At 61.9% G+C, this 20,930-nt stretch carries 19 protein-coding genes and 1 pseudogene; 16 read left to right on the top strand and 4 right to left on the bottom strand.

What is annotated here, in order from left to right:
* Together BLJAPNOD_RS03115 and hpaI are read left to right on the top strand one after the other, a co-directional pair.
* Positions 1-1,026 (top strand): annotated as a pseudogene (locus BLJAPNOD_RS03115) (NAD-dependent succinate-semialdehyde dehydrogenase); the annotation flags it as partial.
* Between the two features lie 165 nt (positions 1,027-1,191).
* Positions 1,192-1,998 carry a 4-hydroxy-2-oxoheptanedioate aldolase gene (hpaI, locus tag BLJAPNOD_RS03110; RefSeq protein WP_115418867.1) on the top strand — a complete coding sequence of 269 codons (807 nt, stop codon included), beginning with the start codon at positions 1,192-1,194 and terminating at the stop codon, positions 1,996-1,998.
* On the opposite strand, the gene BLJAPNOD_RS03105 is transcribed toward hpaI, so the two are convergent.
* Positions 1,992-3,080, bottom strand: a complete 1,089-nt coding sequence (locus BLJAPNOD_RS03105; protein ID WP_115421110.1) for a mannitol dehydrogenase family protein — start codon at positions 3,078-3,080, stop codon at positions 1,992-1,994. The genes hpaI and BLJAPNOD_RS03105 overlap by 7 nt on opposite strands.
* Before the next feature lie 20 nt (positions 3,081-3,100).
* Entirely contained in the window at positions 3,101-3,979 is an 879-nt protein-coding gene (locus tag BLJAPNOD_RS03100) for a GntR family transcriptional regulator (RefSeq protein ID WP_115418866.1), read from the bottom strand.
* A 277-nt stretch (positions 3,980-4,256) separates the two neighbouring features.
* On the opposite strand from BLJAPNOD_RS03100, the gene BLJAPNOD_RS03095 reads away from it, so the two are divergent.
* The 9 genes from BLJAPNOD_RS03095 to BLJAPNOD_RS03055 all read left to right on the top strand — a co-directional run bounded on the left by BLJAPNOD_RS03095 (position 4,257) and on the right by BLJAPNOD_RS03055 (position 14,988).
* Positions 4,257-5,762, top strand: coding sequence for an altronate dehydratase family protein (locus BLJAPNOD_RS03095; protein ID WP_115418865.1), 1,506 nt, complete (start codon positions 4,257-4,259; stop codon positions 5,760-5,762).
* Between the two features lie 40 nt (positions 5,763-5,802).
* The gene (locus BLJAPNOD_RS03090) at positions 5,803-6,822 is read left to right on the top strand and encodes an aldo/keto reductase (protein WP_115418864.1); all 1,020 of its coding nucleotides are present in this window, start codon (positions 5,803-5,805) and stop codon (positions 6,820-6,822) included.
* Positions 6,823-7,057: 235 nt separating this feature from the next.
* Positions 7,058-8,047, top strand: coding sequence for an ABC transporter substrate-binding protein (locus BLJAPNOD_RS03085; protein ID WP_077505379.1), 990 nt, complete (start codon positions 7,058-7,060; stop codon positions 8,045-8,047).
* Positions 8,048-8,161: 114 nt separating this feature from the next.
* Complete coding sequence (locus BLJAPNOD_RS03080) at positions 8,162-9,715, top strand: sugar ABC transporter ATP-binding protein (protein WP_115418863.1); 1,554 nt, start codon at positions 8,162-8,164, stop codon at positions 9,713-9,715.
* A gap of 40 nt (positions 9,716-9,755) precedes the next feature.
* On the top strand, positions 9,756-10,733 hold the full coding sequence (locus tag BLJAPNOD_RS03075; RefSeq protein WP_077505383.1) for an ABC transporter permease: 978 nt from the start codon (positions 9,756-9,758) through the stop codon (positions 10,731-10,733).
* A gap of 136 nt (positions 10,734-10,869) precedes the next feature.
* Positions 10,870-11,892: a zinc-binding alcohol dehydrogenase family protein gene (locus BLJAPNOD_RS03070; protein ID WP_115418862.1), complete on the top strand. Its 1,023-nt coding sequence runs from the start codon at positions 10,870-10,872 to the stop codon at positions 11,890-11,892.
* 323 nt (positions 11,893-12,215) lie between these two features.
* Positions 12,216-13,490, top strand: a complete 1,275-nt coding sequence (gene phaZ, locus BLJAPNOD_RS03065; RefSeq protein WP_115418861.1) for a polyhydroxyalkanoate depolymerase — start codon at positions 12,216-12,218, stop codon at positions 13,488-13,490.
* Between the two features lie 148 nt (positions 13,491-13,638).
* Positions 13,639-14,067: a DUF2852 domain-containing protein gene (locus BLJAPNOD_RS03060; protein WP_077505389.1), complete on the top strand. Its 429-nt coding sequence runs from the start codon at positions 13,639-13,641 to the stop codon at positions 14,065-14,067.
* 165 nt (positions 14,068-14,232) lie between these two features.
* Positions 14,233-14,988: a M48 family metallopeptidase gene (locus BLJAPNOD_RS03055; RefSeq protein WP_115418860.1), complete on the top strand. Its 756-nt coding sequence runs from the start codon at positions 14,233-14,235 to the stop codon at positions 14,986-14,988.
* 13 nt (positions 14,989-15,001) lie between these two features.
* Here BLJAPNOD_RS03055 and BLJAPNOD_RS35550 read toward each other — a convergent pair whose 3' ends face one another.
* On the bottom strand, positions 15,002-15,202 hold the full coding sequence (locus BLJAPNOD_RS35550; RefSeq protein WP_199565883.1) for a YqaE/Pmp3 family membrane protein: 201 nt from the start codon (positions 15,200-15,202) through the stop codon (positions 15,002-15,004).
* A 131-nt stretch (positions 15,203-15,333) separates the two neighbouring features.
* Here BLJAPNOD_RS35550 and BLJAPNOD_RS03045 point away from each other — a divergent pair, with 131 nt between their 5' ends.
* From BLJAPNOD_RS03045 to BLJAPNOD_RS03025, 5 genes are read left to right on the top strand one after another with little or no spacing between them, the layout of a single operon-like run.
* Positions 15,334-16,008: a phosphoribosylanthranilate isomerase gene (locus tag BLJAPNOD_RS03045; protein WP_115418858.1), complete on the top strand. Its 675-nt coding sequence runs from the start codon at positions 15,334-15,336 to the stop codon at positions 16,006-16,008.
* Positions 16,005-17,225 carry a tryptophan synthase subunit beta gene (trpB, locus tag BLJAPNOD_RS03040; RefSeq protein ID WP_077505397.1) on the top strand — a complete coding sequence of 407 codons (1,221 nt, stop codon included), beginning with the start codon at positions 16,005-16,007 and terminating at the stop codon, positions 17,223-17,225. Before BLJAPNOD_RS03045 ends, trpB begins: the two co-directional genes overlap by 4 nt.
* A 5-nt stretch (positions 17,226-17,230) precedes the next feature.
* Complete coding sequence (gene trpA, locus BLJAPNOD_RS03035) at positions 17,231-18,070, top strand: tryptophan synthase subunit alpha (RefSeq protein WP_115418857.1); 840 nt, start codon at positions 17,231-17,233, stop codon at positions 18,068-18,070.
* Between the two features lie 50 nt (positions 18,071-18,120).
* Complete coding sequence (gene accD / locus BLJAPNOD_RS03030) at positions 18,121-19,038, top strand: acetyl-CoA carboxylase, carboxyltransferase subunit beta (RefSeq protein WP_115418856.1); 918 nt, start codon at positions 18,121-18,123, stop codon at positions 19,036-19,038.
* A gap of 27 nt (positions 19,039-19,065) precedes the next feature.
* Positions 19,066-20,409, top strand: coding sequence for a folylpolyglutamate synthase/dihydrofolate synthase family protein (locus BLJAPNOD_RS03025; protein WP_115418855.1), 1,344 nt, complete (start codon positions 19,066-19,068; stop codon positions 20,407-20,409).
* Between the two features lie 124 nt (positions 20,410-20,533).
* Here the strand turns inward: BLJAPNOD_RS03025 and trxA are convergent, their stop codons facing one another.
* Positions 20,534-20,857, bottom strand: a complete 324-nt coding sequence (gene trxA, locus BLJAPNOD_RS03020; RefSeq protein ID WP_025425335.1) for a thioredoxin — start codon at positions 20,855-20,857, stop codon at positions 20,534-20,536.
* Between the last annotated feature and the right edge of the window lie 73 nt (positions 20,858-20,930).

Raw genomic sequence — 20,930 nt, 5'->3', positions numbered from 1 at the left:
TGATCACCCGCAAGGCCGGCCCGGCCTTTGCCGCCGGTTGCGCCATGGTGCTGAAGCCAGCGGCACAGACGCCGTTCTCGGCCATTGCGATCGCCATTCTTGCCGAACGTGCCGGCCTGCCGAAGGGGCTCTTCAGCGTTGTCACTGGCTCGGCTCGTGAGATCGGCGCCGAGATGACCTCGAACCCGGTGGTGCGCAAGCTGACCTTTACCGGCTCGACCGAGGTCGGCGCCGAGCTCTATCGCCAGAGCGCCGGCACGATCAAGAAGCTCGGGCTGGGTCGGCGCCGAGCTCTATCGCCAGAGCGCCGGCACGATCAAGAAGCTCGGGCTGGAGCTCGGCGGCAACGCGCCATTCATCGTCTTCGACGATGCCGATCTCGATGCGGCCGTGGAAGGCGCCCTGATCGCCAAATTCCGCAACAACGGCCAGACCTGCGTCTGCGCCAACCGCATCTATGTGCAGGACAAGGTCTATGACGCCTTCTCCGACAAGCTGGCGGCGGCCGTTGCCAAGCTGAAGATCGGCAATGGTCTCGACCAGGGCGTGATCCTCGGCCCGCTGATCGACCAGGCGGCACTGGAAAAGGTGGAGGAACACGTTGCCGATGCCACCGCCAAGGGCGCGCGCGTGATTCAGGGCGGCAAGCGCCATGCGCTCGGCGGCACCTTCTATGAGGCGACGGTGCTGGCCGACGTCACCCAGGCGATGGCCGTGGCGCGCGAAGAGACTTTCGGTCCGGTTGCGCCGCTGTTCCGCTTCAAGGACGAGGCCGATGTGATCGAGCAGGCCAACGACACGGAATTCGGCCTGGCCTCGTATTTCTACGCCAAGGATCTGGCGCGGGTGTTCCGTGTTGCCGAGGCGCTGGAATACGGCATGGTCGGGGTCAACACCGGACTGATCTCGACGGCGGAAGCGCCGTTCGGCGGCGTCAAGCTCTCCGGCCTCGGCCGCGAAGGCTCCAGATATGGCATCGAGGAATTCACCGAGATCAAATATGTCTGCCTCGGCGGCATCGCCTGACGCAGGCGGCAAATTCACCGAGATCAAATATGTCTGCCTCGGCGGCATCGCCTGACGCAGGCGGCAGCCTGATACAATCAGATCGCGAAACCGGCCGGAAATCTCTGGCCGGTTTTTTTGTTTGTGGTTACAGAGATTGCAGTCGTGAAAAGAGGAGATGACGCGATGTCGGCACCCACCAACCCCTTCAAGGCAGCCCTTCGCGAACGGCGTTTTCAGCTCGGGCTCTGGGTCGCGCTGGCAAGCCCCTATGCGGCTGAAGTCGTCTCCGGCAGCGGTTATGACTGGCTGTTGATCGACGGCGAGCATGCGCCCAACGATCTGCCGCTTTTGTCGGCCCAGTTCCGGGCGGTGGCGGCATCCGCCAGCCACCCGATCGTTCGCCTTCCCGTTGGCGAAACCGCGCTGATCAAGCAGGCCCTCGATGTGGGCGTGCAAACATTGCTGATCCCGATGGTCGAAAGCGTCGAGCAGGCGAGGGAGCTGGTTCGCGCAACCCGCTATCCGCCGCACGGCATTCGTGGTGTCGGCGCCGCACTGGCGCGCGCATCGCAGTTTGGCCGGATAACCGACTATCTCCACACCGCAAACGACCAGATCTGCCTTCTCCTGCAGATCGAAAGCCGTGCGGGTCTGGCGGCGATCGACGAGATTGCCGCCCTTGAAGGCGTCGATGGCCTCTTCATCGGACCCTCGGATCTGGCCGCCGACATGGGCCATCTCGGCAGCCCGGGGCACCCGGAGGTGCGGGCGGCGATCATCGACGCTTTCGCGCGTATCGAAAAGGCCGGAAAGGCGCGGGGGATCATGACGCTCGATCTCGCCCAGGCGCGCGATTATCGCGACCTCGGCGCCGATTTCATGGCGATCGGCACCGATGTCACATCGCTGGTTCGGGCGACCCAGGCCCTACGTCAGGAATTTTTGGGCGAGGAAAGCCAGAAGGCCCCCAAGCTGGAATCCGGCTACTGATCGCTGATCGCGCTCAGGATTGGCATGGCGACATCAGGGCTCCAGCGGTGGAGCTCGGCAATCCGCCGAGCAATCTTTTCAGCGTGATGGTTGGCGATATCGGCGAGCCGATGATCGAGGAACGGGTTCCGGAAGCGGTCGAGCGTCGTTTCGACATAGACGCAGGCCTGTTGCCCGAGCCCCTTGGCGGCGAAGGCAGGAACCACTTCCCGGTCGTAGATATCTTCGAGCCGCCTGGCGATATCGGCATCGGCAAGGATCTGCCGGACCGTTTCGCCGGGATCGCGCCGCCCCCTGATCCAGGTGTCCGCAAGCACCGTATGGCCGAGATTGAGGATATGCAGCTTCAGCTTTTCGTAAGGAGCGAGGTCGTCGACCATCAGCACGCATTCGTGCTCGCACGGCGCCTTCAGCCCTGGCTGTTTCTCGATCGCCCATAAGGCATAGGGCTCGGCCACGGCGCCGGCCGGCTCGATCGGTTCGGAGACGATGCGGTCGACCAGCGTATTGGCCCAGATGATCTCGTTTGCCAGCCAGTCCGAAAACCGCTGTTCGTCCAGTCTCCCGTGTGCCAGTTCCAGCACGATGGCCTTCAGCACGTCACCGTTGCGCGAGACCAGTTCGCAGGGAAGGACGGTGAGCGGTTTGCCGCCCGCATCGAAACGCGCTTTCAAAAGCAGCAGGAGTTTGCCTGGAAAGGACCGCGGCACGCGTGCCGACAGGTCGTCACCGGACGTGTCGTAGCCGGTATCGCCGGTGTTGGAGATCAGAAATTCGGCCTCGGCCGCCACGACGTCACGAACTGCATCCCAGTTGCCGTCAGTCGACAGCGCGCGGGTGACACTCGTGACCCGCTCGACCTTGTCGACCGGTTTGCTGTCGGCAAGCCCGCGGATCACCACCGGAAAGCCACCCGGCTGCGTCAATGCCGCCAGACGTCCCGCTCGTTCGGCAGAGCCGGTCGTCTGGACGACCGTGATGCATCCGGGGGCCGCCTGCCGGTCCAGCGCCTCGCTGATGAAGAGATCGACATGCGCCTGGAGAAAGCGGCTCGTCCCAAACTGCACAAATGGTGTCTTCATCATGGCGTTCCGATAGCTGGCTATGGAATGGATTGCAGCAGGGTTTCGCGCGCCGAGCGCAGATGCCGCCTGCAGGCTTCCTCGGCGCGTTTGGCATCGTGCGAGCGCAGCGCTTCGATATAGGCGAGGTGCTCTTCCAGCGCGCGCGCGTTTCGCTGCCGCGCATTGGTCTTGTTCCATTGATAGTGGTAGTGGAAGACGATCGAGATGATGTCGTAGAAATCGACGATGAAGCGATTGCTCGACGATTTGTGCACCAACAGGTGGAAGCGCTCGTCGAGCTCGGAGAATTCCTTGTAGCGGTTGTCGATGTCCGCCAGGATCTCGTGATGCATCGCTTCGATCCTGCTCAACTCCTGCCACGCCGAATGGCTGTCCGGCAGCGCCACAAAGCTTGCAGCCGAGCGAAGCTCGAACATCTCGCGGACTTCGGTTAGTTCCAGCGCAAATTCGCGGGTGAAGCCTTTGAGGATCCAGTGGCTGTTCGGTCGCTTCTCGATCAGCCCGAACCGGCTGAAGCGGATCAAAAATTCCCGAACGCTGGTGGTGCCGGTGCCGATCTCGCGCGCCAGTTCCAGCTCGTTGATCTGCATGCCGGGCTCGGCGCCGCCAGCCAGAATCCGGCGCATGAAGCTGCGCTCGATGATTTCGGCGAGCGAATCCGTTTCTTCCGTCGGGAAATAATCGTCCGGCTGTGGCTGGCGCAGCACGATCTTCTTGCGCTTGTCCCAGGTGATCAGCTTCGCTTCTTCGAAGCGGCCGAGAATGGCCCGTACCGTCGTCCGGCTGACGCCGAGCGCCTGCCCGAGTTCCGGCTCGGACGGCAGCGAGGATGTCTCCGCCAGCACTTTCAGGCAGCGGTTATAGGCATCCTTGAAGACGGTGTTCTGTTTTGCCATTGCCAGGGTCCGGGCGGTTGGGTTGCGTGGGCGACGAGACGCGGATCGGAAGATCAGCTTTCGTCGGTCGCCGATCTAGCCTGCCGGCGTACACTTGTCTTCGTCTCTCGTAGGACAATCACGACGTTTTCTCTCCTGTTGCCGCTTCGTCAACGCGCTCTGTTCGCCAGACGTTGATCGCCTCGCATAATACCCATTGACGACAATCTGTCTATTGTGGATAAAAGACAAATAGCCCTATCTCGAAATCGCTAAAGCATTCACGGAGAAATTCAGAGTGTCTGTGCCGTCTTCAATCCTTCTGGCGCCGGAGGACAATGTGGTCGTGGCAACGCTGGCGATTGCGCCCGGCGAGGCTCTTCCGGGCGGCGTTCGCACGGCGACGAAGATCGACCCCGGCCACAAGGTTGCGATTCGGCCGATCCATGCGGGGGATCCGGTTGTCAAATATGCCCAGGCGATCGGACGCGCGACCAGCGACATAAAAGCCGGCGAGCATGTGCATTCCCATAATCTCTCCTTCGATCAGGATCGGCTGGCGATCAGTCCGCAAGGTACACCGGAGGAGGCGAGCGCTGCCGACAAGGCGCGCACGTTCATGGGCTACCGGCGCGGCGACGGACGCGCGGCAACGCGCAACTATATCGGCATCATCGCCAGCGTGAACTGTTCCACCACGGTCTGTCGGGCCATCGCCGAAGAGGCCAACCGGCGCATCCTGCCGAAGTACGAGGGCATCGATGGCTTCGTGCCCATTGTCCACGATCAGGGTTGCGGCATGTCGTCGACGGGTGACGGCATGATGAACCTGCATCGGACCCTGGCGGGCTACGCAAGGCACGTCAATTTTGGCGGCGTGCTGATGGTCGGGCTCGGCTGCGAGGTCAACCAGCTGACGCTCTATGGTCAGAGCGGGGCAGGGCAGGAAAAGCGCCATTTCAACATTCAGGAGGCTGGCGGATCCCGGCGCTCGGTGGAGCGGGCGCTCGGCATGCTCGATGAAATTGCCGAGGAAGTGGGTCGGCAACGCCGTGTCGCCATTCCGGTGAGCGAGATCATCGTCGGCCTGCAATGCGGCGGCTCGGACGGCCTGTCCGGCATCACCGCGAACCCGGCGCTTGGGGCTGCCGTCGATATCCTGGCGGCTGCCGGCGGCACAGCCATTCTGTCCGAAACCTCGGAAATCTACGGAGCCGAACATCTGCTGCGCAGCCGGGCCGTCAACGATGCGGTTGCCGCCAAGCTCGACGGGCTGATTGCCTGGTGGGAGAACTATGTGGCGCTCCACGGTGCCTCGCTCGACAACAATCCTTCGCCGGGCAACAAGCGCGGCGGCCTCACCACCATTCTGGAGAAGTCACTGGGGGCCGTGGCCAAGGGTGGGCGCTCGCCGCTCAACGCGGTGTACGGCTATGCCGAACGCGTCACCGAACATGGGCTCGTCTTCATGGATACGCCCGGTTACGATCCGGTGTCGGCGACGGGCCAGGTGGCCGGCGGCGCCAATGTCATCGCCTTTACCACCGGACGCGGCAGCTGTTTCGGCTGCAGGCCGGCACCGTCGATCAAGCTGACCAGCAACACCGCGCTGTTCCGGTCGATGGAAGAAGACATGGACATCGATTGTGGCGTGATCGCCTCCGGAGAGGCGACGATCGCCGGGCTTGGCCGCGAGATTTTCGATCTGATCATCGATACCGCTTCGGGAAAGAAGACCAAGAGCGAGCTCTTCGGTTACGGCGACAACGAATTTGTGCCCTGGCATCTCGGGGCAACACTCTGACGATGTGATTTTGCGCATCCTTGGAGGGAGGAGACAGGGAATGCAGACGAGAAAGATCGGTCGGACTGACCTGTCGGTGACCGAATACAGTTTTGGCGCCGCCGGCCTTGGCGGGCTCTACCGCGAATGCACGCGCGATGCGGCGATGGCAACGCTGGATGCGGCCTGGGTCGCCGGTTTGCGCTATTTCGACGTCGCGCCCTATTACGGCCTCGGTCTTGCCGAGCGCCGGGTCGGCGATTTCCTGCGCGAAAAGCCGCGCGACAGTTTTGTGCTATCCACCAAAGTTGGACGGTTGTTGCATCCCGTTCCTGAAGGCGCGGTGCCTGATTATTCCTACGTCAAGCCGCTGAACTTCGATGTGCAGTACGACTACAGCTATGATGCCATCATGCGCTCGGTCGAGTTCAGCTATGCGCGCCTCGGTCTCAATCGCATCGATATTCTCTATGTCCACGATATCGGCGTCTACACCCATGGCGCCGCCCACAATGCCGTCTATCTGAAGCAATTGCTGGATTCGGGCCTGAAGGCGCTGGAGGAACTGAAGGCCGGTGGGGTGATCGCCGCCTACGGGCTCGGCGTCAACGAAGTCCCTGTTTGCCTTGAGGTGATGCGCCGCGCCGATATCGACTGCATCCTGCTTGCCGGCCGGTATACGCTGCTCGATCGGTCCGCCGTCGCCGAACTGTTGCCGCTCTGCGAAATGAAGAAGACATCGCTCATCGTCGGCGGCGTGTTCAACTCTGGGATCCTCGCGACCGGGCCGGTCGAGGGCGCCCATTTCGACTATATGCCCGCCAGCGGCGAGATCCGCGAAAAGGTCGGCGCGATGGAGCGCATAGCCCTCGAGCGTGGTGTGCCGCTCGCCGCCGCTGCCATGCAGTTCCCGCTCGACAATCCGGTGGTTGCCTCGGTGCTGTTCGGGACAGCGAAACCGGAGAGCTTGCGGCGCAACGCGGACGCGCTGCGGCACAAGTTGTCCAGTGAGGATTTCGCTGCCTTTGAGCCCTACACGCTTGTGGCGCCGGAGCTTGGATTGGAGGCTGTCCGGGCGTGATGCTGGGGGTGCCGGGCCGGCGGTCTTCGCAGGCGCGGCCCCGAACTTTCCGTATCGACACGCACTATCGGAGGAGACAGTGCAGTCACGCAAATCTCAGCAACGACTGCTTGCAAAGCGGAGAGTGTTGTATTAGCGTTCCAATATGTTTTTTATCGATAAAAGATCGATCTGTAAGCACCTGGCGAATCGATCTCCATAAGATGGAACGAGGTGCACTGAGAGGAGAAACCCAATGAGCATAGCCAAGCACATTCTTTCCCGTCGTGCCTTCACCGCCCTCGCCGGCGCGGCGATGATCGCCACGATGGCGCCAGCCGCATCCTTCGCGCAGGATGTCACCATTCCGATCATCGTCAAGGACACCACATCCTTCTACTGGCAGATCGTGCTGGCCGGCGCACGCGCCGCAGGCAAAGATCTCGGCGTCAACGTTCCCGAGCTCGGGGCTCAGTCCGAATCCGATATCAACGGTCAGATCAGCATTCTCGAAAACGCCGTCGCCGGTTCTCCTGCTGCCGTCGTGATCTCGCCGACCGAGTTCAAGGCACTGGGCAAGCCGATCGATGAAGCCGCCAAGGCGGTTCCGATCATCGGCATCGACTCCGGCGCCGATTCCAAGGCCTTCTCCTCGTTCCTGACGACCGATAACGTCCAGGGTGGCAGGATCGCAGCCGATGGTCTGGCTGCAGCGATCAAGGAAATGTCGGGCAAGGAAGAGGGCGATATCGCCATCATCACCAGCCTGCCGGGCGTCGGTTCGCTTGATCAGCGCCGCGAAGGCTTCCTCGACCAGATCAAGACGAAGTATCCGGGCTTCAAGGTCGTGGCGGACAAATATGCCGACGGCCAGGCAACCACCGGTCTCAACATGATGACCGACCTGATCACCGCCAACCCGAACCTCGTCGGCGTCTTTGCCTCCAACCTGATCATGGCGCAGGGCGTCGGCCAGGCGATTGCCGAAAACAAGCTCGGCGACAAGATCAAGGTGATCGGCTTCGACAGCGACGAGAAGACAGTCGGCTTCCTCAAGGAAGGCGTGCTCGCCGGTCTGGTCGTCCAGGATCCCTACCGCATGGGTTATGATGGGGTGAAAACGGCGCTCGCGGTGTCGAAGAAGGAGAAGGTTGAGGCCAATGTCGACACCGGCGCCAACCTGGTGACCAAGGCCAACATGGCCGAACCGAAGATCGACGCTCTGCTGAACCCGAAGGTCAATTGACGGCAATCGGCGGTAGGTGCGCGCAGGGTTCGCCTGCCGCCGAGAATACGGTTGCCAGCGGCCGGGTACGAGGACCGGCCGCTGGCAGTCCGTGCTATGGGGAGGAGTGCTGAGATGCCAGGTCTCGATGAGGTCAGCGATAGCAAGAGCGACGGTTTGAAGACGGCTTCCCGTCACCCGGTACCAAGGGGCGAACCGATCCTGGAAATGCGCGCGCTGCAGAAGAAATACGGCGCCGTCGAAGCGTTGAAACCCGCCTCCATCACCTTTCTATCCGGTGAAGTCCACGCCATCGTCGGCGAAAACGGCGCCGGCAAGTCGACGCTGATCAAGCTCCTGACCGGCGTCATCCGCCGCACGTCCGGCGAAGTCTTCTGGTGCGGCAAGCCGGTCCAGCTCGACAACCCGCAGGAAGCGATCGCGCGCGGCATCAACGCCGTTCATCAGGAGGTGGTGCTTTGCCCGCATTTGAGCGTCGCCGCCAACATGTTCCTCGGCGATGAGATCAACAATGCCGGCCTGATGCGCAAGCGCGCCATGACCGAAGCGGCCCAGAGTGTGCTTGACGATCTCGGCTTCAACCTGCCGGCTGCCGCAACGCTGGGCAGCCTGACGATCGGCCAGCAGCAGCTGGTCGCGACCGCCCGCGCCGCCATGCGCGGCACTCAGTTTCTGATCTTCGACGAGCCGACCGCCTATCTGACACGTCAGGAATCCGCCCAGTTGTTCCGGCTCATTCGCCGGCTACAGGGTGAGGGGGTGACGATCGTCTATATCAGCCATCGCATGGAAGAAGTCTTCGAACTCGCCGATCGTGTCTCGGTGCTGCGCGACGGCACCCATGTCGGCACGCGAAAGATCGGCGAGACCAACGACGCCGAACTGATCACCCTGATGATCAACCGCACGATCGAACAGATCTATCACAAGGAGCATTTTCCGGTCGGAGACACGATCATTGAAACCCGTGGGCTGAGTGGTCCCGGCTTCGAGGACGTGTCGCTCACTGTACGCGCCGGTGAGATCGTCGGCCTATATGGTCTGATCGGTGCCGGACGGAGCGAGTTTGCCCTCGGCCTTTATGGACGTCATGCCTCGACCGCAGGCGAGGTCTACTGGCAGGGACACAAGGTCAACATCAACAGTGAGCGCAAGGCGATGGATCTCGGCATTGCGCTGGCGCCCGAGAGCCGGCGCGACCAGGGTCTCTGCCTCAACCTGCCGATTGGTCTCAACATCAATCTGCCGATCTTCAGTCGGCTGACGCGCGGGCTGACGATCAACCGGCAGAAGGAAATCGAGAATGCCGACCGGCAGATCCGGGATCTGAAAATCAAGACGCCGTCACGCCGCGTATTGGCGTCGGCGATGTCCGGCGGCAACCAGCAGAAGATCGTCATCGGCAAGTGGCTGAGCCACGGCGCCAAGCTGTTCATCTTCGACGAGCCGACTGTCGGCGTCGATGTCGGCACCAAGGCGGAAATCTACCGGCTGTTCGCCCGGCTTCTGGAAAACGGAGCGGGGATCATCCTGATCTCCTCCTATTTGCCGGAGGTTTACGAGCTGTCCGATCGCCTGCACGTGTTTCGGCGGGGTCGGCTGGTCGCCAGCCACGACTATCGCGCGGCAAGCCACGAGGAAGTGCTGACGCAGGCGATCGGTGTTTGATCGCGACAATGACAATCAAGGGGAAGCAGGGAGAACGACGATGAGTGCTGAAACGGTCGACAGCGGAACGGGCCCGGCGCCGCGGAAAGGCGTGAGCATCCTGTTCGGCCTGACACTTCTCGGGCTCCTGCTTTTCCTCTGGCTGCTCCTGGGGCTTGCCACCAATAGCTTCTGGACGCCCAACAATATCAGCAACCTCTTGCGCCAGGGCGCCATGACGGCGATCCTTGCCGTCGGCCAGACCTTCGTCATCATCACCGCCGGCATCGATCTGTCCGTCGGCGCCGTCGTCGGTTTCACCAGCGTCATCGTTGCCTGGCTGCTTGCCGCCGGCGTGCCGCTGTGGATCGCGATCATTCTGACGCTCGCCTTCGGCGTCCTGATCGGCGCCTTCCACGCCTTCGGCATCGTCCGCATGGGCCTGCCGCCGTTCATCATCACGCTCGCAACGCTGACGTCGCTGCGCGGCATCGGGCTCTTGATCACCAACGGCTCGACGATTTCGATCACCAACGAGGCCTTCACCAATTTCTCCCGCGCCGATTTTCTCGGCGTGCCCAGCCTGTTCTGGATGGTGATCGTGGTGGCGATCCCGGCCTATGTCTTCCTGCATCTGAGCCGCTTCGGCCGCTATCTCTTCGCCGTCGGTTCCAACAGCGAGGCAGCGCGGCTTTCCGGCGTCAACGTCCATCGCACCATCTACCTCGCTTATATCCTGTCTTCGACCTGCGCCGCCTTCGTCGGTCTGCTGCTCGCCTCGCGTATCGGCATCGGTAACGCTACCCAGGCCGAAGGCTGGGAGTTGCAGGCAATCGCCTCGTCGGTCATCGGCGGCACCAGTCTCTTCGGCGCGGTCGGTTCGGTGCATGGCCCGCTGCTCGGCGCCTTCATTCTCGCCACGATCAACAACGGTGCCAACCTGCTCAACGTCAACTCGTTCTGGCAGCGTATCATCACCGGCGTGCTGATCATCGTGATCGTCTATTTTGACCAGCTTCGGCGGCGCGGCGCGCGCTAGGGCACGTCATGTAAAACCGCGCTGTCGCCTTGTGATGGCGGCATGTGCAGAAACAAGAGCCTAAGGCGTGCAATGCGAATCCGAGGGATCGCGACGCGTCTTAGGCGCCCAACCCCGACAACATACGGAAAATGACATGAAAGCCGTCCTCTGCCCGCAACCCGGTCGCCTGGAGATCGTTGAACGCGCGTCGGTGCCGGCCCCGTCGGCGGGCTGGGTGCGCGTCGCCGTCAGCCATGTCGGCATCTGCGGCACCGACTATCACATCTTCGCTGGGAAGCACCCGTTCCTGGAATATCCGAGGGTCATGGGGCACGAGATCTCCGCGACCGTGCTTGCCAATGGACCGGAAACGACGATCGCGCCTGGGACACCCGTCGTCGTCAACCCCTATCTCTCCTGCGGGGCCTGCGTTGCCTGCCGCCGGGGAAAGCCGAACTGCTGCACGGCGATCAAGGTGCTCGGTGTTCACACCGATGGGGCATTCTGCGAGGAAATTCTCATTCCCGAAGGCAATCTTTATCCGGCCATCGACCTCACGCCGGAGGCGGCAGCAACGGTGGAGTTCCTCGCCATCGGTGCCCATGCGGTGCGCAGGGCTGCCGCCCCTTCCGGCAATCGCGCTCTGGTCATCGGCGCCGGGCCGATCGGGTTGGGAACGGCAATCTTTTCGCGCATCGCCGGCCATGCGGTGACGCTGATGGACACCAGCGCCGAAAGGCTGGCGTTCGCGACCGACCGGCTCGGTTTCGGTCCCGGCATCCTTGCCGACGCGAGGTCCGGTGAGCGCGTGGCCGAAGCAACGGATGATGACGGTTTCGATGTCGTCTTCGACGCCACAGGCCATGGCGGCTCGATGGAAGCTGCCTTCGGCCACGTGGCGCATGGGGGAACGCTGGTGTTCGTCAGCGTCGTCAAGGATGACATCCGCTTTTCCGATCCGGAATTTCACAAGCGGGAGATGACGCTGATCGGCAGCCGCAACGCCACGCGCGAAGATTTCGATCATGTGGTCAACGCGATCAGGCAGGGGCTGGTCCCGGTGGAGACGCTGATCACCCATCGAACGACGATGGAGGCGATGGTTGAGGACCTGCCGCGCTGGGCGAACGAGAAATCGGGCCTGGTCAAGGCGATTGTCCGGATCGCGGCGGCGTGACGATCCAAGTCTGTTGCGATGCACGAAATGTGCGCGGATGACTGACACCTTCGGAAAAACGCATGTCGCCACCGAAATCTGTGATTTTGCCGTGAGAACGCGCCTTTTCGGCCAGCTCCGGGCAAGTCCGTTCGTTAAATATCAGCAATCCGGGTGCATTCTCGCAGAAGTCGCTTGTATCGAGGTGAAACGGGTATACTTGTTGCAGTGCACAAGAAACATGGTAGTCTTGCAGCGATTGCGGACACCAAGACAAACAATCGCAAGCTTGCGTCCGACTGGGAGCGGCGTTGTCGTTGATTGAACCAAGGGGTACGCTTCCTATGTTCTACCAGCTCTACGAATTGAACCATGCCATGATGGCGCCGTGGCGGACGGCGGCGGATGCCATGCGGCTTGCTTTCAGCAATCCGATGAACCCGATCTCGCACACCTATTTCGGCCGCGCGACAGCCGCTGGCCTCGAGGTCTTTGAACGAACGACACGCCGTTACGGCAAGCCGGAATTCGGCCTTGCCGAAACGCTGATCGACGGCCAGCCCGTTGGCGTTCACGAGCGCATTGTCTGGCGCGAGCCGTTCTGCAATCTCATTCATTTCGAGCGCGCGCTGCCCAAGGGCAGGGCTGCCGACCCGAAGGTGCTGATCGTCGCACCGATGTCGGGCCACTATGCCACGCTGCTGCGCGGCACCGTGGAGGCCCTGCTGCCGCATTCTGATATCTACATCACCGACTGGATCGACGCGCGCATGGTTCCCTTGAGCGAGGGCACCTTCGATCTCGACGATTACATCGACTACGTCATCCAGATGCTGCACTTCCTCGGACCGGACACCCATGTCATCGGCGTCTGCCAGCCGGCCGTACCTGTGCTTGCCGCAGCCGCAGTGATGGAGGCAGCTGATGACCCGCTGTCACCGGCGTCGATGACGCTGATGGGCGGACCGATCGATACGCGCATCAATCCAACCGCGGTCAACAAGCTGGCCGAAGAGCGGCCGATCGAATGGTTCCGCGACAATGTCGTCATGCCGGTGCCGTGGCCGCAGCCGGGCTTCATGCGCATGGTCTATCCCGGCTTCCTGCAGCTCTCCGGCTTCATGTCGATGAATCTCGACCGCCACCTGATCGCCCACAAGGAGTTCTTCGCCCATCTGGTGAAGAACGATGGCGATGCCGCCGAGAAGCACCGCGATTTCTACGACGAATATCTTGCGGTTATGGATCTGACGGCTGAGTTCTATCTGCAGACCGTTCAGGTCGTTTTCATGCAGCATGCGCTCCCGAAGGGCGAGATGATGCATCGCGGCCGACGCGTCGATACCACGGCGATCAAGAAGGTCGCGCTGCTGACGGTCGAAGGCGAGAACGACGATATTTCGGGTCTCGGCCAGACGAAGGCGGCGCAGACGATCTGCACCAACATCCCCGAGCATATGCGCATGCACTATATGCAGCCGGATGTCGGACACTATGGCGTGTTCAACGGCTCGCGCTTCCGTCGCGAGATCGCACCGCGCATCGTCGCCTTCCAGCGCGAGCATGCCCGCCACGCCAACCCGGTCAAACAGGTGATCAAGGGCGGAAAAACCGCCTGAGACCGCCGAAATGCGGGCTTTTGACCGCGTAGAGTCAAGGGTTTGTCCGATTCCGGGGAAGGGCGTCTTGTAGTCGATAGCGCGCCTTCCCACATCGTTTTCACCGGGCCGCGATGGGTGGCCCGGGTGATTGCGAGGAATCCTGAAGATGAACCAATCTGCATTGATCCGCCCGGATTGGACGCCCGCGACCATTGCATTGATGGTGCTCGGTTTCGTGGTCTTCTGGCCGCTCGGCTTGGCCATGCTCGCCTACATCCTCTTCGGCGAGAAACTGAAAACGTTCAAGAAAGACGCCAACAGCACTGTCGACGGCATGTGCTCCGCCTTCAAGCGCGGCAATCGCGCCCAGTGGTCGCAGTCGCATCGCACCGGCAACGTTGCCTTCGATGATTGGCGCGAAGCCGAACTTTCCCGCCTCGACGAAGAGCGCCGCAAGCTCGATGAAATGCGCGAGGAATTCGATTCCTACGTGCGTGAGCTTCGCCGGGCCAAGGACCAGGACGAGTTCGACCGCTTCATGCGCGACCGCCGCAACGGCGGTTCCGGCCCTGTTGCCCCGTTCGAGGCAAACTGAGTGACGAAAAGGACATCCGGTGTTTCACATGAAACGCCGGATGTCGCGATGGGTTACCGGACCGTGTGTCCCTTCTGAACGTGATAAGGCAATTCCCTGGAGCGCGGCACGTTTTGGGGAATTATGCATTGGCCGACAAGGCCGCGAATCGGATAGAAAGCCGTCATGTTCCCTTCTTTCACGCGGCGGCGCACTCCTCCTGTTCCTGTCGATACGACTCGAGAAATCGAAGTCGCGGGCAAGATGCTTCCGCTGACGATCCGCCAGAATTCGCGCGCCACCCGCATGACGCTGCGGATCGAGCCCGGTGGCCGGGCGCTGAAGCTGACGATCCCGCAGGGGCTCGCCGATCGGGAGGTGAATGCCTTCCTCAGCCGTCATCAGGGCTGGTTGATGACCAAGCTGGCGCGGTTCTCCGGCGAAAGCCAGCTGGAGGAGGGCGGCACGATCCTCATTCGCGGCATCGCCCATCGGATTGAAAGATCAGGAAAAATAAGAGGTTTGACCGAGACCGTGATTGTCGGCGACGACGCGATATTGCGTGTCAGCGGCGGCGAGGAACATCTGCGCCGCCGTATCGTCGATTTCTTGAAGAAGGAAGCACGGCATGATCTCGACCGTCTCGTTGCGGTCTATGCAGGCCGGATCGGCCGACGACCCAAATCGCTGAGCCTGAAGGACACGCGCAGCCGTTGGGGCTCCTGTTCGGCCGATGGCGCGCTGAGTTTCTCATGGCGGATCGTCATGGCGCCGCCGAAGGTCATCGCCTATCTCGCCGCGCACGAAGTGGCGCATCTCAAGGAGATGAACCACGGGCCGGATTTCTGGGCGCTGTGCGAGAAGCTTTGCCCCGACACAAACGATGCCAAGCGCTGGCTGAGGCGCAACGGCACGATGCTGCACGCCATCGATTTCAACTAGGCAGTTGTCGGGCTTAGCCGCGGCTGCGGCCGGAAAGCGCCGCCTGGATTTTTTCGTCCGTTTTGTATTGGCTGAGCGCATAGACGGACCAGATCGCCGCCGGTACCCAGCCGATCAAGGTCAACTGCAGGATAAGGCAGATGATGCCGGCGAAGGGACGGCCGATGGTGAAGAACTGAAGCCAGGGCAGAAGAAGGGCAAGCAGCAGGCGCATTCGTCTCTCCGTTGTGATAGAATGCATATGGTGAGCGCAGGCCGAGACCGCAATGCCGCACCCTCTGGACGACGGTGCGAAGGGTGGTTTTTGGCTCGACTCCAGCGACATTTCATGCAAGGTCGCTTCTCATGAAAACCGAAGTGAAGATATGCGGTCTGAAGACCGCGGAAGCGGTGGATCGCGCGGTTGCGCTCGGCGCATCGCACACGGGCTTCATCTTTTTTGCAAAGAGCCCGCGCAACATCGAACCCGATGACGCCGGCCGCCTGGCGGACAGGATCCGCGGCAAGGCCAAGGTTGTCGCCGTCACCGTCGATGCCGATAATGACGATCTCGACGAGATCGTCGCTGCGCTCAAGCCCGACATTCTGCAGCTGCACGGCGGCGAGACGCCGGACAGAGTGCTGACCGTCAAGGCGGTCTATGGCCTCCCCGTGATCAAGGCGCTGTCGATCCGCGACGCCGACGATCTGAAAAAGGTCGAGCCCTTTATTGGCATCGCTGACCGCTTTCTCTTCGACGCCAAGCCCCCGGCAGGATCGGAATTGCCCGGCGGCAACGGTGTTTCCTTCGACTGGACGCTGCTCGATGCGCTTGACGGCAGCGTCGATTACATGCTTTCCGGTGGTTTGAACGTGAACAACATCGGTGAAGCCCTGGCGCAGACGCGCACCCGTGCCATCGATACATCCTCCGGCGTCGAGAGCGCGCCGGGCGTCAAGGATCTGCAGCTCATGGAATCGTTTTTCGATGCCGTTCGCCACGCGGAGGCGGTTACGGCACGGTCAGGGAGCAAGACGTGAACGAGGCGCCAAAACTGAATTCCTTCCGGGCGGGACCTGACGAAGACGGCCGTTTCGGCATTTTCGGTGGCCGCTTCGTTGCCGAAACCCTGATGCCGCTGATCCTCGACCTGCAGGCCGAGTGGGACAAGGCCAAGACCGATCCGGCCTTCAAGGCCGAGCTGGACAATCTCGGCGCCCATTACATCGGCCGGCCGAGCCCGCTCTACTTCGCCGAGCGGTTGACGGAAGAACTTGGCGGCGCCAAGATCTACTTCAAGCGCGAAGAGCTGAACCACACCGGTTCGCACAAGATCAACAATTGCATCGGCCAGATCCTGCTTGCCAAGCGTATGGGCAAGACGCGCATCATCGCCGAAACCGGCGCCGGCCAGCATGGTGTGGCATCTGCCACTGTCGCCGCCCGCTTCGGCCTGCCTTGCGTCGTCTACATGGGCGCGACCGACGTCGAGCGCCAGGCGCCCAACGTCTTCCGCATGAAGCTTCTCGGCGCCGAGGTGAAGCCGGTGACCGCCGGCAACGGCACGCTCAAGGACGCGATGAACGAGGCGCTGCGCGACTGGGTCACCAATGTCGACAACACCTATTACCTGATCGGCACGGCTGCCGGTCCGCATCCCTATCCGGAAATGGTTCGCGATTTCCAGGCCGTCATCGGCCAGGAGGCGAAGGCGCAGATGCTCGAGGCCGAAGGCCGTCTTCCCGATCTCGTCGTTGCTGCCGTCGGCGGCGGTTCCAATGCGATCGGCATCTTCCATTCGTTCCTTGACGACGAAGGCGTGAAGATCGTCGGCGTCGAGGCTGGCGGCAAGGGGCTCGATGGCGACGAACATTGCGCGTCGATCACCGCCGGCTCGCCGGGCGTGCTGCATGGCAACCGTACCTACCTGCTGCAGGACGGCGACGGCCAGATCAAGGAAGGCCACTCGATTTCGGCCGGCCTCGATTATCCCGGCATCGGCCCGGAACATTCCTGGCTCAACGATGTCGGCCGCGTCGAATATGTGCCGATCATGGACCACGAGGCGCTGGAAGCCTTCCAGATGCTGACCCGTCTCGAAGGCATCATCCCGGCACTGGAACCCTCGCACGCGTTGGCTGAGGTCATCAAGCGCGCGCCGAACATGGGCAAGGACGAGATCATCCTGATGAATCTCTCCGGTCGCGGCGACAAGGACATTTTCACCGTCGGCAAGATTCTGGGTATGGGGCTGTAACGATCATGACCGCACGCATGGACAGAAAGTTTGCCGATGTGGCGTCGGAAGGACGCCCGGTCCTCGTCACCTATTTCATGGGCGGCGATCCTGATTTCGAAACCTCCGTTTCGATCATGAAGGCGCTGCCGAAGGCCGGTGCTGACGTCATCGAACTCGGCATGCCGTTTTCCGACCCGATGGCCGATGGACCGGCGATCCAGCTTGCCGGCCAGCGTTCGCTGAAGGCCGGCCAGACGCTGGCAAAGACGATCGAGATCGCCCGCCGTTTCCGCGAGGAAGACCAGCGCACGCCGATCGTGCTGATGGGCTACTACAATCCGATCTACATCTACGGCGTAGATCGCTTCCTGACGGATGCTGTGGACGCAGGCATCGACGGGCTGATCGTTGTCGATCTGCCGCCGGAGATGGACGATGAGCTCTGCATCCCCGCATTGCAAAAGGGCATCAGCTTCATTCGCCTGGCGACGCCGACGACGGATGACCGTCGTCTGCCGAAGGTTCTCGAAAATACCTCGGGCTTCGTGTACTACGTCTCGATGAACGGCATCACCGGTTCGGCGCTGCCGGATCCGTCGTTGATTGCCGGCGCCGTCGAGCGTATCAAGACCCATACGAAACTGCCTGTTTGCGTCGGTTTCGGCGTCAAGACGGCAGAACATGCAAGAGCCATCGGTGCATCTGCCGATGGCGTCGTCGTCGGTACGGCGATCGTCAATCAGATCGCGTCGAGCCTGACCGAAGAAGGCAGGGCAACGGACGCGACAGTACCGGGTGTCGAAGCGTTGGTAAGGGGCCTTTCGGCTGGCGTGCGATCCGCACGGCTCGCAGCAGCCGAATAATTGCCTATATTAGCGCGCACAACCCGAAGAAAATCTTCAGGAGTCTATAAGTGAACTGGATCACAAACTACGTTCGGCCGAAAATCAATTCGATGCTGGGCCGCAGGGAAGTGGCGGAGAATCTCTGGATCAAGTGCCCGGAAACCGGCGAGATGGTGTATCACCGCGATCTCGAGGAAAACAAATGGGTCATCCCGCAATCCGGCTTCCACATGAAGATGCCGGCGAAAGCTCGGTTGAAGGATCTGTTCGACGGTGGCATCTACGAGGCCCTGCCGCAGCCCAAGGTGGCGCAGGATCCGCTGAAGTTCCGCGATTCCAAGAAATACGCCGACCGCCTTCGCGACAGCCGCGCCAAGACTGAGCTTGAAGACACGATCGTTGCCGGTGTCGGCCGCGTCCAGGGCGTCAAGCTTGTCGGCGTGGTACATGAGTTCAATTTCATCGGCGGTTCGCTCGGCATGGCCGCAGGTGAAGCGATCGTGAAGGCCTTCGAAAAGGCGATCGCGGAGAAGTGCCCGCTGGTCATCTTCCCGGCCTCCGGTGGCGCCCGCATGCAAGAAGGCATCCTGTCGCTGATGCAGCTGCCGCGCACGATCGTCGCCGTCAACATGCTTAAGGAAGCCGGTCTTCCCTATATCGTCGTGTTGACCAACCCGACCACCGGCGGTGTTACTGCCTCCTACGCCATGCTCGGGGATATTCAAATCGCCGAACCCGGCGCCGAAATCGGCTTTGCCGGCAAGCGCGTGATCGAGCAGACGCTGCGCGAGAAGCTGCCCGAAGGCTTCCAGACAGCCGAATACCTGCTGGAACACGGCATGATCGACATGGTCGTCAAGCGCCACGACATCCCGTCGACGCTGGCACGCGTGCTGAAGATCCTGATGAAGAAGCCGGCGGACGCCGTGAAGCTCAACGGCGGCGGCGCAGACCCAGTGGCCTTGCCCGTAGCGGCAAGCGCATAGCATGCGATCCTATCGGGGCAGGGCGAGATGACAGCGGTGGAAGCCAGCGAAGCAGGCTACGAGATCGAAAAACTCCTTGCCTTGCATCCGAAAGGCTTCGACCTGTCGTTGGACAGGATAACAAGGCTCCTGGCCGCGCTCGGCAATCCGCAGGACCGCCTGCCGCCGATCATTCACGTGGCCGGGACCAACGGCAAGGGCTCCGTCACCGCCTTTTCGCGGGCGCTGCTTGAGGCCGCGGGCTTGAGCGTCCACGTCCACACCTCGCCGCATCTGGTCAACTGGCACGAGCGCTACCGGCTCGGCGTCAAGGGCGGCAAGGGCAAGCTCGTCAGCGATCCGGTGCTTGCCGATGCGGTTCGTCGCGTGGCGGAGGCCAATGGCGGCGAGAAGATCACCGTATTTGAAATCCTGACCGCCGTCACCTTCGTGCTTTTTGCCGAACATCCGGCCGATGTCGCGATCATCGAGGTCGGTCTCGGAGGCCGTTTCGACGCGACCAATGTCATAACCAAGCCGGCCGTCTCGGTGATCATGCCGATCTCGCTCGATCACCAGGCCTATCTCGGCGACCGGGTCGAACTGATCGCGGCGGAAAAAGCCGGCATCATGAAGCGTGGCTGCCCCGTCGTCATCGGCCAGCAGGAAGAGGAGGGCGTTCGTGACGTCCTGACCTCGACCGCCGAGCGTCTCGGCTGCCCGATGTCCGTCTACGGCCAGGACTTCATGGCGCATGAGGAATTCGGCCGACTCGTCTATCAGGACGAGCGAGGCCTGTCCGATCTGCCGTTGCCGAAGTTGCCGGGTCGCCACCAGTACGCCAACGCGGCCGCCGCCATTCGCGCCGTCAGGGCGGCCGGCTTCGACGTTCCGGATGCGGCCATCGAACGTGGCGTCGCCGGGGTCGAGTGGCCCGGGCGCCTGCAGCGTCTGGGCGGCGGCAAGCTTGGCCATTACGGCCCGCAGGATGCGGAGATATGGGTGGATGGCGGGCACAATCCCGGTGCCGGCCAGGTGATCGCCGAAGCGATGGCCAATTTCGAAGAGCGCGAATCCCGTCCGCTGTTCCTGATCATCGGCATGATCAACACCAAGGACCCGCTCGGATATTTCCGCGCCTTCCTCGATCTGGCCGAACAGGTCTTCACCGTTCCGATCCGTGGCTCCGATGCGGGGCTCGATCCCGTCGCCCTGGCGCAGGACGCGGCCTCGGTCGGCTTCGAGGCATCCGCCGTGTCATCGGTGGCCGAGGCGCTGACCATCATCGCCAATCTTGTCGATGAAGACCCCATGCCTCCACGTATTCTGATCGGCGGTTCGCTCTATCTCGTCGGCGATGTGCTTGCCGACAACGGAACGCCACCAAAGTGATCGGGGACCTGCGACAACAATCGCATTGATCTCTGCACGACCTTCGCGCTCAGCCCGCCTTGGAATTCCAGGCAAGAAAAAAGCCCGGCAAGCCGGGCTTTGAAGTCACTTCGCTGTGGTGGCCTTAAGCGGCCGCAGTCGAAATCCAGGACGTCAGGGCCGTCTTCGGAGCAGCGCCAACCTTGATGTCGGCAACTTCACCGGCCTTGAACATCGCAAGCGTCGGGATCGAGCGCACGCCGTATTGCGCGGCCAGTTCCGGGTTCTCGTCGATGTTCAGCTTCACGACCTTGACCTTGCCGGCGAGCTCGTTGGAGATTTCCTCGAGGCTCGGCGCGATCATCTTGCATGGGCCGCACCATTCAGCCCAGAAATCGACAACCACCGGCTCGGCGGCGTTCAGCACTTCCTGCTGAAAATTGGATGTATCGACTTTTACAGTAGCCATCGGCTGCTCCTTGCGTTCGAAATGTCGGTGTCCAGATGTTGTGTCTCATGTGAGACTGTCCGGCTGGATTTTC

This window comes from Ensifer sp. M14 (assembly GCF_003355565.1).
In the GTDB taxonomy this organism is placed as follows: Bacteria; Pseudomonadota; Alphaproteobacteria; order Rhizobiales; family Rhizobiaceae; genus Ensifer.
The sequence above is the reverse complement of the archived record's forward strand: the minus strand, read 5'-3'. Positions and strand labels throughout refer to the sequence as shown.

Excerpts from the sequence above, each read along its gene's own strand:
- hpaI (WP_115418867.1), top strand. The coding sequence starts at position 1,192 with ATGTCGGCACCCACCAACCCCTTCAAGGCAGCCCTTCGCGAACGGCGT.
- BLJAPNOD_RS03105 (WP_115421110.1), bottom strand. The coding sequence starts at position 3,080 with ATGAAGACACCATTTGTGCAGTTTGGGACGAGCCGCTTTCTCCAGGCG.
- BLJAPNOD_RS03100 (WP_115418866.1), bottom strand. The coding sequence starts at position 3,979 with ATGGCAAAACAGAACACCGTCTTCAAGGATGCCTATAACCGCTGCCTG.
- BLJAPNOD_RS03090 (WP_115418864.1), top strand. The coding sequence starts at position 5,803 with ATGCAGACGAGAAAGATCGGTCGGACTGACCTGTCGGTGACCGAATAC.
- BLJAPNOD_RS03085 (WP_077505379.1), top strand. The coding sequence starts at position 7,058 with ATGAGCATAGCCAAGCACATTCTTTCCCGTCGTGCCTTCACCGCCCTC.
- BLJAPNOD_RS03080 (WP_115418863.1), top strand. The coding sequence starts at position 8,162 with ATGCCAGGTCTCGATGAGGTCAGCGATAGCAAGAGCGACGGTTTGAAG.
- BLJAPNOD_RS03075 (WP_077505383.1), top strand. The coding sequence starts at position 9,756 with ATGAGTGCTGAAACGGTCGACAGCGGAACGGGCCCGGCGCCGCGGAAA.
- BLJAPNOD_RS03070 (WP_115418862.1), top strand. The coding sequence starts at position 10,870 with ATGAAAGCCGTCCTCTGCCCGCAACCCGGTCGCCTGGAGATCGTTGAA.
- phaZ (WP_115418861.1), top strand. The coding sequence starts at position 12,216 with ATGTTCTACCAGCTCTACGAATTGAACCATGCCATGATGGCGCCGTGG.
- BLJAPNOD_RS03060 (WP_077505389.1), top strand. The coding sequence starts at position 13,639 with ATGAACCAATCTGCATTGATCCGCCCGGATTGGACGCCCGCGACCATT.
- BLJAPNOD_RS03055 (WP_115418860.1), top strand. The coding sequence starts at position 14,233 with ATGTTCCCTTCTTTCACGCGGCGGCGCACTCCTCCTGTTCCTGTCGAT.
- BLJAPNOD_RS35550 (WP_199565883.1), bottom strand. The coding sequence starts at position 15,202 with ATGCGCCTGCTGCTTGCCCTTCTTCTGCCCTGGCTTCAGTTCTTCACC.
- BLJAPNOD_RS03045 (WP_115418858.1), top strand. The coding sequence starts at position 15,334 with ATGAAAACCGAAGTGAAGATATGCGGTCTGAAGACCGCGGAAGCGGTG.
- trpA (WP_115418857.1), top strand. The coding sequence starts at position 17,231 with ATGACCGCACGCATGGACAGAAAGTTTGCCGATGTGGCGTCGGAAGGA.
- BLJAPNOD_RS03025 (WP_115418855.1), top strand. The coding sequence starts at position 19,066 with ATGACAGCGGTGGAAGCCAGCGAAGCAGGCTACGAGATCGAAAAACTC.
- trxA (WP_025425335.1), bottom strand. The coding sequence starts at position 20,857 with ATGGCTACTGTAAAAGTCGATACATCCAATTTTCAGCAGGAAGTGCTG.